Source organism: Sulfurirhabdus autotrophica (assembly GCF_004346685.1).
GTDB lineage: Bacteria > Pseudomonadota > Gammaproteobacteria > Burkholderiales > SMCO01 > Sulfurirhabdus > Sulfurirhabdus autotrophica.
This window is the reverse complement of the sequence record NZ_SMCO01000001.1, coordinates 330524-344809: the sequence shown is the minus strand read 5'-3', so window position 1 is coordinate 344809 and position 14286 is coordinate 330524. Positions and strand designations below refer to the sequence as shown.

The following is a 14286-nucleotide window of genomic DNA, read 5'->3' as shown; positions in this document are numbered from 1 at the left end:
TTTTCTTGATGCTGGATGAATTGAATGAATCGCACTTTTGCTGATAACGTTGTGACTTTGCTGTGAACACTAAAATATGAAATTTTCTGAAAACTGGTTGCGCACATTAGTTAATCCTGAGGTTACCAGTGAGCAGCTTGCCCATGCCTTAACAATGTCAGGTCTGGAAGTAGAAGCGCTTGAATCGTTGGTACCGGATTTTAATGATGTGGTGATTGGCGAGGTACTGTCTCTGGAAAAGCATCCGGATGCAGATCGCCTGCAAGTATGTAAAGTCAATGTGGGTGCTGATGCACCATTACAAATTGTATGTGGTGCAAAAAATGTCCATGTTGGAGCTCGTGTTCCTTGTGCTCAGGTTGGCGCGGCTTTGCCCGGAATAGTCATTAAACAGGCAAAAGTTCGTGGTGTTGAGTCAAGTGGCATGCTTTGTTCAGAGAAAGAAATTGGATTGGCTGAAGAAAGTGATGGACTGTTGCTGTTGCCTTCTGATGCACCTGTTGGTCAAAATATTCGAGAATACCTCGACCTTAACGATAAGCTGTTCACATTAAAATTAACACCAAACCGTGGTGATTGTTTAAGCGTAACCGGTGTTGCACGTGAAGTGTCTGCTATTACCGCTTCCAGCCTGATTTTGCCTGAAGTGACACCGGCTGTAATAGATAAATCAGCTGGCGTGCTTGACGTGAAGGTGCTTGAGCCTGAGGCTTGCCCTCGTTATTGCGGCAGAATTGTACGGGGCGTTAATTTGGCTGCCCCTACACCTGAATGGATGATTCGTCGGCTAGAGCGTAGCGGATTGCGTAGCATCAACGCTATAGTCAATGTAACAAATTATGTGTTACTGGAACTAGGTCAGCCACTTCATGCGTTTGATCTCAATAAACTAAACGGTGGCATCACTGTACGTTTTGCGACGCAGGATGAGCAACTGACGCTTTTGAATGAACAGGCTGTCAAGCTGGCTGAGAATATGCTGGTAATTGCAGATGATGCCACGGTTCTTGCGTTGGCTGGCATAATGGGTGGGCTAGATAGCGCCGTCAGTGACACTACGACAGACATATTTTTGGAAAGTGCATTTTTTAACCCGGCAGTTATTGCAGGTAAGTCACGAAGCTTTGCAATTTCATCTGATTCCTCATTCCGGTTTGAACGCGGCGTGGATTTTGCTTCCACTCGCATTGGGCTGGAACGTGCTACCTGTTTGATACAGGAAATATGTGGCGGTGCGGCAGGGGAAATTACAGAAGTTATCAGCGAATTACCAAAACGCGACCCTATTCAATTGCGTGTTGCCAGAGCACGGCGCGTATTGGGAATCGACATGCAAGAGGATCAAGTGGAAGCCTTACTAAGGCTTCAGCAACTGACCTTTGTGTCTGATAAAGGTGTTTATTTTGTAACGCCACCCAGCTATCGTTTTGACTTGAACATTGAAGCTGATTTGATTGAAGAGTTAGTTCGATTGTATGGTTACGACAACGTTAAGGCAGTTTCGCCACGTGCTAATTTGGGGATGTTGCCGAAACCCGAATCTTTTCGTCAGGATTCTGAATTACGGCAGGTTTTAGTAAATCGAGATTTTCAGGAAGTTATCAACTATAGTTTTGTTGATGAGGTTTGGGAGAAGGATTTTGCTGGTAATACCAAGCCTATAAAATTGCAAAATCCGATTGCAAGCCATATGAGCACAATGCGCTCAACATTGCTTGGTGGTTTGATTGATGGATTACGGTTTAATCTTAACCGTAAACAGGAGCGAGTAAGATTATTTGAATTGGGTCGTTGCTTTGTGGGTGATCAGCCGAGTAGTGAACAACAGCCTTTGCGCATCGCAGGATTATGTTATGGGCCGGTCAGGTCTGAGCAATGGGGCGAGCCAGCGAGAAGCGTTGACTATTATGATATGAAAGCAGATGTAGAAGCTTTGTGCTGGCCTGAAATCCCCAGGTTTACCGCTGCTCAGCATCCGGCATTGCATCCTGGCCAGTCTGCAACTGTCTGGATTGCCAATAAGTGTATTGGTTGGATTGGCGTATTACATCCACAATGGCAACAAAAATATGATTTGCCTCAGTCTGCCACCTTGTTTGAACTTGATCTTGCTTCATTGCAAAAGAGAGTGATACCTGTCTTTAGTGAATATTCTAAACTTCAGCAGGTACGCCGTGACATTGCAGTTGTTGTTGATGAAAGTTTGAGTGTGCAGATAATACTGGATGCGTTGCATGAAAATAAGCCTGCTATCGTCACAGCATTGGAATTATTTGATGTTTATCGAGGCAAAGGCATTGATTCAGATAAAAAAAGTCTTGCATTCCGCGTGCTGATGCAAGATACTCAAAAGACGCTTACAGATAAAGAAACGGATGAAGCAATTACTCATCTGACACAAATATTAAATAACCGATTTAACGCAAAATTACGAACATGAGGGAGCATTCATGACATTGACGAAGGCCGAGTTGGCAGATTTATTGTTTGAAAAAGTAGGTTTGAATAAGCGCGAAGCCAAAGATATGGTGGAATCTTTTTTTGAGGAAATCCGTATTGCGCTTGAGAGTGGGGACAGTGTTAAATTGTCTGGATTTGGAAATTTCCAATTAAGGGACAAACCTCAGCGTCCTGGCCGCAATCCCAAGACCGGTGAGGAAATTCCTATTACAGCCCGTCGTGTGGTTACATTTCATGCCAGTCAGAAGTTAAAAGCTTTAGTGGAAAAGAACTATGGCGGAAACGCTGCATAAGGAGGAGTTGCCTCCTATTCCTGCAAAACGTTACTTTACCATTGGTGAAGTAAGTGAATTATGCGGCGTAAAGCCGCATGTTCTACGTTATTGGGAACAGGAATTTACTCAGCTTAAACCGGTTAAACGTCGGGGTAATCGTCGTTATTATCAACATCATGAAGTGTTGCTGATACGTCGTATACGTGATTTGCTGTATGAGCAAGGCTTCACAATCAACGGAGCGCGAAATCAGTTAAGTGAAGGCGATGCTTCTGTTTTTTCTGCTGTTTCAACCAATGGTGATGAAAGTCACTCGGTTACAACTGAAATGGATGAAGAAGATAAAATTGGCTATGCGCTTTTACGTAAAGAAATAAAAAGCGTTTTAGAGTTGCTTCAAGCCTAGCCTCTTCTCTCAATTCTGGTATAATCGCACGCTTCGGGGCGTAGCGCAGCCTGGTAGCGTACATGCATGGGGTGCATGTGGTCGGAGGTTCAAATCCTCTCGCCCCGACCAAATTTCTGCAACAAAAGGCTCGTCATAAATAAAAGTGAAAAAGCAGAATATTTGTTTCTATTCAATTTTGTCTATAGTCTTTTGCTTCAATATAATTGATGTAACCGGGAAATAACTATGCGTATCCTGCTGAGTAATGATGATGGATATTTCGCTCCCGGATTGGCCGTTCTGGCCGAAACGCTTTCAACATTCGCAAATATTACAGTGGTTGCACCTGAAAGGGATCGTAGTGGGGCGAGTAATTCTCTTACCCTGGATCGTCCGTTGATATTACGTCAATCCCATAAAGGTTTTTATTACGTGAATGGCACGCCTACTGATTGTGTACATTTGGCGGTTACCGGAATGCTGGATGAATTGCCAGATATGGTGATTTCAGGAATTAATCACGGCGCAAATATGGGTGACGATACTATTTATTCCGGCACGGTGGCTGCTGCAACTGAAGGATTTTTATTGGGTATTCCTTCAATCGCGGTTTCACTGGTCAGTGCTTCTAAAGGTAACTATCTGACTGCAGCCAAAGTGGTTGCTGATTTGGTTAAACGGTATCAAAAGTCTGCGTTTCCTGCTCCAATTTTGATGAATGTGAATGTACCTGATATTCCTTATGAATCAATTAAGGGGATTGAAACAACGCGATTGGGTAAGCGTCATAGAGCAGAAGCTGTGGTAAAGTCTGAAAATCCTCGCGGCCAGACAGTTTACTGGATAGGTGCTGCGGGTGCAGCGCAAGATGCTGGTGAAGGAACAGATTTTAACGCCATTAACCATGACAGGGTTTCTTTGACACCGTTACAAATGGATTTGACACAATTTGCGCAACTAAGCGCCACGAAACACTGGTTGGAAGCATGAGTACTCGACACACCGGCATTGGAATGACATCACAACGTACCCGAGCACGCATGGTTGAGCGTTTACGTCAATTAGGTATCAAGGATGAGGTGGTGTTGGCTGCGTTAAATGCGATACCTCGCCACATATTTATTGAAGAGGCACTATCCAGTCGTGCCTATGAAGAGATTTCATTACCTATTGGATTCGGTCAGACAATATCTAATCCTTATATTGTCGCGCGCATGTCTGAATTATTACGTGCCGGGGGCGAGTTGCATAAAGTGCTTGAGATTGGGACAGGGTGTGGCTATCAGGCTGCAGTGTTGTCTCGCATAGCAAAAGAGGTTTATTCTGTTGAGCGTATTGCACCGCTTTTGGCAAAAGCCCGGGTAAGTCTACGTGAATTACGTTTGCCAAACGTGCGTCTAAAGCATGCTGATGGCTGTATGGGGTTGCCTGAAGCCGGTCCGTTTGACGGTATAATTATGGCAGCAGCAGCAACGCATGTTCCTCCTGAGTTGTTGCAGCAACTTGCTGAGGGAGGTCGAATGATATTGCCGATTGGCAGTGCAGAGCAGCGTTTGCGTTTGATTGAACGAACTGCTGATGGATTGGTCGAAACTGATTTAGAGCCAGTGAAGTTTGTGCCTCTGATGCAGGGGGTTTCTTGAATTCGTTTTTTGCAAAATGTGATTTCCATCTATTTAAGGGATATTGCCGTCAGTACGGCATTTTTTTTTCATTGGCTTTGCTATTGACTATTAGTGGATGTGCATCGAATCAATCAGCACCTGTGATAGACCGAGCAGATAAATCTGCTGTTAAAACAAAAACCAATGCAAGGGATGCAGACGTAGATTGGCGGCCAGATACTTATATTGTTAAAAAAGGCGATACATTATTTAGTATTGCTTTGGAACATGGGCTAGATTATAAAGAAATTGCTGCATGGAATCACATTGAAAATTTCAATGTGATCAGAGTAGGGCAGCGATTAAAGTTTAAGCAAGCAGAGAACGGTCCGGTCATTACTGCACTTAAATCTCCGGGTGAAACAAAAGCTTTAGCTGGAGGAGGGGTGGTAAAATCCCAGCCTATTGCTGAAAAAGTTCCTTATTCTGATCAGGCCTTTGCACAGGCTTCAACCAAAAAGGTTGCAGTAGCCACACAAGCTAAAACATTGCCTGTTGTTGCGCCCACGGCTGAAGCAGAAAAGCCAGCAGTAAAGGTTATTGAGGAAAAGCCGGATCAGTCTGGTCAGGCAGCCGGTGATGATCAGGTTGACTGGATTTGGCCAGCACAAGGTAAATTGATTGCCGGGTTTAATGATGCAGGTGGAGCCAAGGGGCTGGATATCTCTGGAAAAAGTGGTCAATCCGTCTTCGCATCTGCGCCCGGTAAAGTTGTATATAGTGGTAGTGGTTTGCGTGGTTATGGTAAACTAATAATCATAAAGCATAATAAAACGTTTCTCAGCGCGTATGCGCACAATAGTCGGATCCTTGTAAAAGAGGGTCAAAGTGTTACCAAGGGCCAGAAAATCGGCGAAATGGGTGATACGGATTCTGATCAGATTAAATTGCATTTTGAAATACGGCGCCTTGGCAAGCCTGTAGATCCTATGAAATATCTGCCTGGGGACAAAACCTCATAAAATCTTAAGGGGAAGTGTTTATGCAGGACGAAGAAGAGCAGCTCGAACCAAGTTTCTCCTCTGAGACCAGCGAAACATTGCCGGTAACAGAATCTCTTTTTGGTGATTGCCATGGAGATGTTACACAGATTTATCTTAATGAAATCGGCCAGAATGCTTTGCTCAGCGCGAGTGAGGAGTATGAACTTGCGCGTCTGGTCAGGGATGGCGATTTTCAGGCCAGACAGAAGATGATTGAGCGAAATTTGCGCCTCGTGGTGAATATTGCTAAGCGTTATATTAATCGTGGCATGCCTTTGATGGATTTAATTGAAGAGGGCAATCTGGGGCTCATCCATGCTCTGGATAAATTCGATTATGAGCGCGGTTTTCGTTTTTCTACCTATGCAACGTGGTGGATTCGTCAGAATATCGAACGTTCTATCATGAATCAGTCTCGCACTATTAGATTACCAGTCCATATCATTAAAGAGTTGAACGTCTGTCTCAGAGCCTATCGTCACCTGGAAGCGCATAGTGATAAGGAACCCAAGATTGAAGATGTGGCGCATCTTGTTGAAAAGCCGGTTGAAGAAGTCAGAAAAATTCTCAGGTTAAATGAACGTATGGCATCTTTGGATGCGCCCCTGGATATTGACCCGATGCTTTCTATTGGTGAGGCTGTGCCTGATGAGCAGTGTCTGAGGCCTGAAGATTTGTTTCAACTGGCTGAAGTAGAACAATTTGTTCAAAGCTGGATGGATCAGTTGAGCGAAAAGCAAAGATGGGTAATTGAGCGGCGTTATGGTTTTGGCGAGCAGGAAGTTCACACGCTTGAAGATCTGGCTGAAAGTCTGGATCTGACACGCGAAAGAGTGCGCCAGATTCAGATGGAGGCGCTGCAAAGCTTGCGTCGAATCCTACGGCTTGCGGGTATATCCAAAGACGTTTTACTCTGAATTGCATTTCCTCATTTTCAGTAATTAGTCGTATTAGCTTGATCTGTGTAGTTTATATCTTATCGACTTTTCGTCAGTATCTACGGTGTTATTAGTTGTGTTCGAGAATTGGCAATTGAAATGATTGACTGGAATAAAATAGAAACGGTTTTTCTGGATATGGATGGTACCCTGCTGGACCTTCATTTTGACAATCATTTCTGGTTATCGCATGTTCCTCAAAGATATGCAGAACGGCATGGTGTGAATTATGAAGATGCACATGCAGATCTTGCAATTCGCTATCAGCGGGTTACAGGTACGATGCAGTGGTACTGCGTTGATTACTGGACCCGTGAATTATCCCTTGATATTGAGAAGCTCAAAGAAGAAGTTGCGCATTTAATTGCTGTGCGACCTGATGTATTGGCATTTTTATCCTTTCTACGCTCATCTGGCAAACGTTTGACCCTTGTTACAAATGCGCATTCAAAAAGCTTATCTCTTAAAATGAAACGCACAGAACTGGGTGGCTATTTTGATGCGATTATCTGCGCGCATGATTTAGGGATGCCAAAAGAACAATCTGGGTTTTGGGGTAAGTTGCAGACAATAGAGCGATTTGATCCGGCGTTGACGCTATTAGTAGATGACAGCCTTCCGGTATTACGTTCGGCTAGAGAGTATGGTATTGCGCATCTATTAGCAATACATCAACCTGATTCCAAACAACCAGCCAAAAAAGTGGAAGAATTTATGGCTGTTGAACGTTTCAACGATATTATATCTATCTGATGTAATAATGTATTTTGTAAATATGGGTGTTTAATTGAGTATGAGGGCAGCAGCAACTTTTCGTCCTTCAGCCATGAGTATGTTGTACGTTCTGCAAGTGGCATAAATATCCATGATTTCGATACCTATTTGGTTGCGTGTTAAAGTTTGCGTCAGGCTCGGGTGGGGAAATCGTAAGTTTTTACCCGTGCCTAACAGGACAATTTCTGGATCCAGGCTGAGTATGAATTCAAAATGATCACTGGTTAATGCTTCAAATGAAGGGACATTCCAATCCTCAACCAGCTTATCTGGTAAGGCTATCAGACTTTTATCATATTGAATTTGATTAATGACTACATAGTCTTCCCCGTATCCTGTGAACAGGTTTTGGCCGGCGGCTTTGGCTAGGTGAAGTTTCATGCGTGTTCTCCATTTGCGGTGCAGATTGGGCTCATGTAATATTGTACGATTTTTAAGTTTATTATAGCCAGATCCAAGTATATGGAAGAATTCCCAAGAATCAAGCGCCTTCCACCGTATGTATTCAACATTACGGGTGAATTGAAGGCAGCCGCGCGTAAGCGTGGGGAAGATATTATTGATTTTGGCATGGGCAATCCCGATCAGCCAACACCAAAACATATCGTCGATAAAATGATTGAAACTGCACGTCGTGGCGATACACATCGCTATTCTGTATCTAAAGGCATACCGCGCTTACGGAAGGCGATTTGCACTTGGTACAAGAAACGATTTGATGTGGATATTGACCCCGATAAGGAAGCAATCGTTACTATCGGTTCCAAGGAAGGTATTGCGCATTTGGCTTTAGCTACTATGGATCAGGGGGATATTGTATTGGTCCCTAATCCCAGCTATCCAATTCATATTTATGGACCTGTTATTGCTGGAGCAGATATCCGGCACGTGCCTATGGCACCCGGGGTAGATTTTTTCGAGGAGCTTGAAAAAGCAATCAAGGATTCCTATCCTAAACCGAAAATGTTGATTCTGAACTTCCCGGGCAACCCGACCACGCAATGCGTTGAACTGCCTTTTTTTGAAAAAGTCATTGCACTGGCAAAAGAGCATGGCATTTTTGTAGTGCATGATCTCGCCTATGCCGATATTGTGTTCGATGGTTATGTAGCGCCTTCAATTATGCAGGTTCCTGGTGCCAAAGATGTGGCTGTTGAATTCTTCACTCTATCAAAAAGTTATAATATGCCTGGTTGGCGTGTTGGTTTTATGGTTGGGAATCAGCGGTTGGTGTCTGCTCTTGCGCGTATGAAAAGTTATCATGATTACGGCACGTTTACGCCTATTCAGGTTGCTTCGATTCTTGCTTTGGAAGGACCTCAAGATTGCGTAGAAGACATTCGTTTAATGTATCAGAAGCGGCGCGATGTTTTATGTAAAGGTTTGCATAGCATAGGCTGGATGGTTGATATACCCAAGGCTACGATGTTTGTCTGGGCGCAGATTCCTGATGCATATCGTGCAATGGGATCGCTGGAATTTTCCAAAAAAGTATTAGCCGATGCAAAAGTCGCGATTTCTCCAGGTATTGGGTTTGGAGAATATGGTGATGATCATGTTCGTTTTTCACTGATTGAAAATGAATCCAGGACAAAGCAGGCTATTCGTGGTTTAAAAGAAATGTTTCGCAAAGATGGCTTACTGAAATAGCGCTAGCGTTTGTATGCGCAACTTATTACATCTTTGTGGTCTATAAAATGAATAAAGGTATTTGAATGAAACCAATTAATGTCGGCTTATTAGGTTTAGGTACTGTTGGTGGAGGAACGCTAACAGTATTGCGCCGCAATCAGGTTGAAATCACGCGTCGTGCTGGCCGGGAAATTCGCGTTACGATGGCAGCGGTACGCGATATTGAGAAAGCAAAAAAATACGCAGGGGACGGTTTTAAGATTACAACCAATCCGTTTGATGTGGTGGATAACCCGGATATTGATATCGTTGTTGAACTTATTGGTGGCATAGAGCCTGCAAAGGATATGGTCATGATGGCGATTGAAAATGGCAAACATGTTGTGACTGCCAATAAGGCATTGATTGCGAAACATGGCAATGAGATTTTTGCTGCTGCGCAAGCCAAGGGGGTTATGGTCTCTTTTGAAGCAGCTGTTGCGGGTGGTATTCCTATTATCAAAGCGCTGCGTGAAGGACTGACGGCTAATCGAATTGAATGGATAGCAGGCATTATTAACGGAACGAGTAATTTTATTCTTTCCGAAATGCGCGAAAAAGGTTCAAGTTTTGAAGAGGTGCTGAAAGAAGCTCAACGCTTGGGATATGCAGAAGCCGATCCCACTTTTGACATTGAAGGAATTGATGCAGCGCATAAATTGACGATTATGTCGGCTATTGGTTTTGGCGTTCCTATGCAATTTGACAAGGCCTATACCGAAGGGATTTCCAAACTGACTCGTGAAGATATTCAATATGCTGAAGAATTAGGCTATCGCATTAAATTGCTGGGCATTACACGCTGGACGCCAGAAGGAATTGAATTGCGCGTTCATCCTACGCTGATTCCTGCCAAGCGTTTGATAGCGAATGTGGAAGGTGTGATGAATGCAATTTTGGTAAAAGGTGATGCGGTGGGTGCAACCATGTATTACGGTGCAGGTGCTGGTGCAGAACCTACAGCCTCTTCAGTTGTTGCCGATTTGGTAGATGTGACACGTATGCACACTGCTGATCCTGGCAATCGTGTGCCGCATCTCGCTTTTCAGCCCGATGCTCTATCAGATGACCCAATTCTTCCGATGTCAGAAGTGCGCACAGCTTACTATTTGCGTCTCTGCGTGCTGGATAAAACAGGTGTGCTGGCTGAAATAACAGGCATCCTCGCGAAGTTGGGTATTTCAATTGATGCTATGGTTCAGAAAGAACCACGTGAAGGTGAAACCTTGGTTAACATTATTATACTGACCCATATCACAGTAGAAAAAAATGTGAATGAAGCTATTGCCAAGATTGAAGGGCTATCTTCGGTCTCAGGGAAAGTGACGCGTATCAGGTTGGAAGAGCTTAATAAAAACTGATTTTTTAACTGAATGAGATGAAGGGGTTGTTATATAAACCTCTCGGTTTCATGAGTTGATTTTAGGGAAGGGTATGGCCAAACACTATACGGGATTGATTGAACGTTACCGTGATCGTTTGCCAGTCACGACAAACACACCAATTATTTCATTGGGTGAAGGCAATACCCCGTTAATCGAGCTTAAACATCTTCCCAAGCTTGTTAAAAAAGATGTGCGAATCCTGGTTAAATTTGAAGGTTTGAACCCAACCGGCTCGTTTAAGGATCGCGGTATGACCATGGCTGTAACAAAAGCTGTGGAAGCAGGTTCAAAAGCAGTCATTTGCGCGTCTACCGGAAATACTTCAGCTGCTGCTGCAGCCTACGCAGCTCGGGCTGGAATAGCTGCATTCGTGTTGATCCCTGAGGGTAAAATTGCATTAGGTAAGTTGTCTCAAGCCATGATGCATGGTGCAGTAACTATTCAGATTAAAGGCAATTTTGATGACGGGATGCGACTGGTCAAGGAAATTTCAGATAATCTGTCTGTAACCATAGTCAATTCAATCAATCCATTTCGCCTTCAAGGCCAGAAAACGGCTGCATTCGAGATCATAGAAGAGTTGGGTGAAGCGCCAGATTACCATGCCCTGCCAGTAGGTAATGCGGGCAATATTACAGCCCATTGGATAGGTTACTCTGAAGCTGCATGTATAGACACGGCATCATGTGCTTTCTGCGCTGGTAATTGCCAGTTCAAGAATGGAACCCTGGCGGAGCGTCGGCCAATCATGCTTGGATATCAAGCTGCCGGTTCCGCGCCATTTTTGCGTGGTGAATTTGTAGATCAACCTGAAACAATTGCAACCGCTATTCGTATCGGCCATCCTCAATCCTGGGACCGTGCATGGAAAGTGAAGGAAGAGTCAGGTGGTTGGTTTGGTGAATGCACTGATACAGAGATTTTAAAAGTGCAAAAGTTGCTGGCACAAACTGAAGGGATATTTTGCGAGCCAGCTTCTGCAGCTTCATTGGCTGGTGTGCTGAAAGATCTGGAATTAGGACTGATTGGCGAAGGCAGCACGATTGTTTGTACTCTTACAGGCCATGGTCTTAAAGACCCTGAAATGGCTATTTCACAGAGTACTCTGCCTGTATCTGTAGAGGCAACGCATGGCGCCATTGAAAAAATTATTTTAGCGAATATCGCTAAATTTTAGTGTCTGGTTTTTGTATTGGTTGAGAGTATGTATTCTTATGTGAACACAAAAACCTGTAAAGCCTTTTAAGTTCAATTCAGTGGTCGCTTGCAGAACCACGTTGTCAATCAAGCAAATCTCATTGAAAAATCCACTGCTTTTACGTCTTTTGTCAGATTGCCGACAGAAATGCGGTCTACACCAGTTTCTGCTACCAAACGAACTGATTCTAATGTGATTCCTCCAGAAGCCTCCAATACTGCACGCTTTGCGGTAAAAATAACGGCTTCTCTCAGTTTTGAGAAGGAAAAATTGTCCAGCAGAATCAGCTTGGCACCTGCTTGGAGTGCTTCATCTAACTGAGACATGTTTTCGACTTCAATTTGTATGGAGACACCTGGTTTTGCCAGTTTTCGCGCTTCTACTAACACTGTAAAAATACCGCCAGCCGCCGCAATATGATTTTCCTTGATCAGGATGCCATCATACAAACCTATCCGCTGGTTAAGACCACCACCTGCAAGAACGGCATATTTTTGGGCAATCCTAAGCCCTGGTAATGTTTTGCGTGTATCTAAAATAGACGCAGAAGTACCTGCAATTTTATCTACATAGCTGCGAGTTAATGTAGCCGTTCCGGATAATGTTTGGAGCAAATTGAGTGCCGGACGTTCAGCGGTTAACATAGCGCGAGCATTGCCGCTGATTTCACATATTTTTTGTGAGGGTGTGATGCGATCTCCATCCTGTACGAACCATTGAATGTGAATGTTCGAGTCAAGTCGTTTGAAACAGCTTTCAAACCAGGCTTTTCCACATAAGGTGGCATGATCCCTGGAAATAACTGTGGCTATAGCAGTTAGTGATGCGGGGATGAGCTGGGCTGTAATGTCACCATTTCCAATGTCTTCAGCTAGTGCAGTAGTAACGTTTAACTCAATGGCAGATGTGATGTCCATGTTTTTAGCCTATTATGGTCAGGGCATAGAAAGGTGTAAATTTTATCGTAGTTTGCTGTTTGCGGGAGAGAAGAATGTTGAGCATTATTTCATATGGTGTTGGCACAATCATTGGTTTTCTGCTGATTGCGCTTTTAGTATTCTGGATCATTCAGGATATAACCCAGAAGAAACATGCTGTTTTACGAAACTACCCTGTTATTGGAAGGTTGCGTTATTTCTTTGAGAGGCAAGGCGAGTTTTTCCGGCAATATTTTTTCTCAGGAGACAGAGATGAGATGCCCTTTAACCGGGCTACTCGAAATTGGGTATACAGAACTGCAAAAGGATTAGGCGGCAATATTGGTTTTGGTTCCACCAATGATCTTCGAGAACCGGGCTCGATTATCTTTGTAAACGCTGCGTTCCCCGTTTTGGCAGAAGATAGTTTAACCATTCCACCTTTGGTAATTGGTGAAGGGTATTGCAATAAACCATTTGTGGCGCGCTCTATTGTTAATATTAGCGGGATGAGTTTTGGCGCAATCTCAGGACCTGCTGTGCAAGCGCTATCTAAAGGCGCAGCGGAAGCTGGTTGTTGGTTGAATACGGGAGAAGGGGGACTTTCTCCCTATCATCAAGCAGGAAACTGTGATCTCATCATGCAAATAGGGACTGCAAAATATGGTATCCGTGATCGCGATGGTAAATTTTCCAGGGAAAAAGCGCGTGAATTGGGTGAAATAGTCAACGCTTTTGAAATCAAGTTGTCGCAAGGTGCCAAACCAGGAAAGGGCGGCGTATTACCCGGTATAAAAGTCACAACTGAAATAGCTAAAATTCGCGGCATTGATGCATTTGTAGATTCTTTAAGCCCCAATCGTCATCGTGATATAGCTAATGTGGATGAGTTGCTGGATCAGGTTGCTTTGATTCGCGAATTGTCTGGTCGTCCGGTCGGTATTAAGACAGCGATAGGAGGCTGGCAGTTTATAAACGATGTTTGTGATGCAATATTACGTCGTGGACTGGAGTTTGCACCGGATTATATCTCTGTTGATGGGGGGGAAGGTGGGAGCGGTGCCGCGCCACAGGTCCTGGCTGATCACATGAGTTTACCGATAGCAGAGGCATTGCCCAGGGCAGTAGACGCTTTAATTGAGTCGGGTCTTAAAGAGCGCATAAAAGTAGTTGCAGCCGGAAAAATGGTGACGCCGGCTAAAGCGGCCTGGGCGTTGTGCATTGGTGCGGATTTTGTGAATACCGCACGCGGTTTTATGTTTTCATTGGGTTGTATTCAGGCAATGCGCTGCCATACTAATATGTGCCCTACTGGAATAACAACACATAACAAGCGATTGCAGAGAGGGCTTGTGGTGCAGGAAAAATATCTGCGAGTGGCCAACTATGCTCAGAATATGAATAATGAAATTGAAATGATCGCGCATTCTTGCGGTCTGCATCACGCAAGAGAGTTTCGCCGGGAACATGTACGGATTGTTCAAACTGCCGGTCAAAGCATAGCTATGAACATGCTTTATCCCTATCCAGAACTCAAAGTCAGTTCATAAATAATGACGCTAACGTGCTGGTAGCAGTTGAAATTATCGTTTTGCCCCCAAGTTATGCTGTAACGATGATTTTTTAAAAGGAA

14 protein-coding genes and 1 tRNA gene are annotated in these 14286 nt (G+C 44.0%); 13 read left to right on the top strand and 2 right to left on the bottom strand.

Features of this window, described 5'->3' with window-relative positions:
• Positions 1-76 precede the first annotated feature (76 nt).
• The 9 genes from pheT to yrfG all read left to right on the top strand — a co-directional run bounded on the left by pheT (position 77) and on the right by yrfG (position 7461).
• Positions 77-2440: a phenylalanine--tRNA ligase subunit beta gene (gene pheT / locus EDC63_RS01745; protein ID WP_124947672.1), complete on the top strand. Its 2364-nt coding sequence runs from the start codon at positions 77-79 to the stop codon at positions 2438-2440.
• A 10-nt stretch (positions 2441-2450) separates the two neighbouring features.
• The gene (locus EDC63_RS01740; protein WP_124947673.1) at positions 2451-2753 is read left to right on the top strand and encodes an integration host factor subunit alpha; all 303 of its coding nucleotides are present in this window, start codon (positions 2451-2453) and stop codon (positions 2751-2753) included.
• A complete protein-coding gene (locus EDC63_RS01735) occupies positions 2734-3141 on the top strand; it encodes a MerR family transcriptional regulator (RefSeq protein ID WP_124947674.1) in 408 nt (135 codons plus the stop codon). Before EDC63_RS01740 ends, EDC63_RS01735 begins: the two co-directional genes overlap by 20 nt.
• Positions 3142-3175: 34 nt before the next feature.
• Positions 3176-3252, top strand: a tRNA-Pro gene (locus tag EDC63_RS01730).
• Positions 3253-3369: 117 nt separating this feature from the next.
• Entirely contained in the window at positions 3370-4113 is a 744-nt protein-coding gene (surE, locus tag EDC63_RS01725) for a 5'/3'-nucleotidase SurE (protein WP_124947675.1), read from the top strand.
• The gene (locus tag EDC63_RS01720; RefSeq protein ID WP_124947676.1) at positions 4110-4766 is read left to right on the top strand and encodes a protein-L-isoaspartate(D-aspartate) O-methyltransferase; all 657 of its coding nucleotides are present in this window, start codon (positions 4110-4112) and stop codon (positions 4764-4766) included. The genes surE and EDC63_RS01720 overlap by 4 nt, the downstream gene beginning before the upstream one ends.
• The gene (locus EDC63_RS01715) at positions 4763-5749 is read left to right on the top strand and encodes a peptidoglycan DD-metalloendopeptidase family protein (protein WP_223248424.1); all 987 of its coding nucleotides are present in this window, start codon (positions 4763-4765) and stop codon (positions 5747-5749) included. The genes EDC63_RS01720 and EDC63_RS01715 overlap by 4 nt, the downstream gene beginning before the upstream one ends.
• 20 nt (positions 5750-5769) lie before the next feature.
• On the top strand, positions 5770-6687 hold the full coding sequence (gene rpoS, locus EDC63_RS01710) for an RNA polymerase sigma factor RpoS (RefSeq protein WP_124947677.1): 918 nt from the start codon (positions 5770-5772) through the stop codon (positions 6685-6687).
• A 120-nt stretch (positions 6688-6807) separates the two neighbouring features.
• On the top strand, positions 6808-7461 hold the full coding sequence (yrfG, locus tag EDC63_RS01705; protein WP_124947678.1) for a GMP/IMP nucleotidase: 654 nt from the start codon (positions 6808-6810) through the stop codon (positions 7459-7461).
• 30 nt (positions 7462-7491) lie between these two features.
• Here the strand turns inward: yrfG and EDC63_RS01700 are convergent, their stop codons facing one another.
• A complete protein-coding gene (locus EDC63_RS01700; RefSeq protein ID WP_124947679.1) occupies positions 7492-7863 on the bottom strand; it encodes an Mth938-like domain-containing protein in 372 nt (123 codons plus the stop codon).
• An 81-nt stretch (positions 7864-7944) separates the two neighbouring features.
• Between EDC63_RS01700 and alaC the strand changes: the two genes are divergently transcribed.
• The 3 genes from alaC to thrC all read left to right on the top strand — a co-directional run bounded on the left by alaC (position 7945) and on the right by thrC (position 11715).
• On the top strand, positions 7945-9132 hold the full coding sequence (gene alaC, locus EDC63_RS01695) for an alanine transaminase (protein WP_124947680.1): 1188 nt from the start codon (positions 7945-7947) through the stop codon (positions 9130-9132).
• Positions 9133-9197: 65 nt separating this feature from the next.
• Positions 9198-10514 (top strand): homoserine dehydrogenase, encoded by a 1317-nt coding sequence (locus EDC63_RS01690; RefSeq protein WP_124947681.1) that lies wholly within the window; start codon positions 9198-9200, stop codon positions 10512-10514.
• A 73-nt stretch (positions 10515-10587) separates the two neighbouring features.
• Positions 10588-11715, top strand: coding sequence for a threonine synthase (gene thrC, locus EDC63_RS01685; protein ID WP_124947682.1), 1128 nt, complete (start codon positions 10588-10590; stop codon positions 11713-11715).
• A 107-nt stretch (positions 11716-11822) separates the two neighbouring features.
• On the opposite strand, the gene nadC is transcribed toward thrC, so the two are convergent.
• Positions 11823-12653 (bottom strand): carboxylating nicotinate-nucleotide diphosphorylase, encoded by an 831-nt coding sequence (nadC, locus tag EDC63_RS01680; protein ID WP_124947683.1) that lies wholly within the window; start codon positions 12651-12653, stop codon positions 11823-11825.
• Between the two features lie 74 nt (positions 12654-12727).
• Here nadC and EDC63_RS01675 point away from each other — a divergent pair, with 74 nt between their 5' ends.
• Positions 12728-14203 (top strand): FMN-binding glutamate synthase family protein, encoded by a 1476-nt coding sequence (locus EDC63_RS01675; RefSeq protein WP_124947684.1) that lies wholly within the window; start codon positions 12728-12730, stop codon positions 14201-14203.
• Positions 14204-14286 lie beyond the last annotated feature (83 nt).

Bases quoted from the DNA above. Each gene is read 5' to 3' on its own strand.
- nadC (WP_124947683.1), bottom strand. From the start codon at position 12,653: ATGGACATCACATCTGCCATTGAGTTAAACGTTACTACTGCACTAGCT.
- EDC63_RS01735 (WP_124947674.1), top strand. From the start codon at position 2,734: ATGGCGGAAACGCTGCATAAGGAGGAGTTGCCTCCTATTCCTGCAAAA.
- thrC (WP_124947682.1), top strand. From the start codon at position 10,588: ATGGCCAAACACTATACGGGATTGATTGAACGTTACCGTGATCGTTTG.
- EDC63_RS01740 (WP_124947673.1), top strand. From the start codon at position 2,451: ATGACATTGACGAAGGCCGAGTTGGCAGATTTATTGTTTGAAAAAGTA.
- EDC63_RS01720 (WP_124947676.1), top strand. From the start codon at position 4,110: ATGAGTACTCGACACACCGGCATTGGAATGACATCACAACGTACCCGA.
- EDC63_RS01675 (WP_124947684.1), top strand. From the start codon at position 12,728: ATGTTGAGCATTATTTCATATGGTGTTGGCACAATCATTGGTTTTCTG.
- pheT (WP_124947672.1), top strand. From the start codon at position 77: ATGAAATTTTCTGAAAACTGGTTGCGCACATTAGTTAATCCTGAGGTT.
- surE (WP_124947675.1), top strand. From the start codon at position 3,370: ATGCGTATCCTGCTGAGTAATGATGATGGATATTTCGCTCCCGGATTG.
- EDC63_RS01690 (WP_124947681.1), top strand. From the start codon at position 9,198: ATGAAACCAATTAATGTCGGCTTATTAGGTTTAGGTACTGTTGGTGGA.
- yrfG (WP_124947678.1), top strand. From the start codon at position 6,808: ATGATTGACTGGAATAAAATAGAAACGGTTTTTCTGGATATGGATGGT.
- alaC (WP_124947680.1), top strand. From the start codon at position 7,945: ATGGAAGAATTCCCAAGAATCAAGCGCCTTCCACCGTATGTATTCAAC.
- EDC63_RS01700 (WP_124947679.1), bottom strand. From the start codon at position 7,863: ATGAAACTTCACCTAGCCAAAGCCGCCGGCCAAAACCTGTTCACAGGA.
- rpoS (WP_124947677.1), top strand. From the start codon at position 5,770: ATGCAGGACGAAGAAGAGCAGCTCGAACCAAGTTTCTCCTCTGAGACC.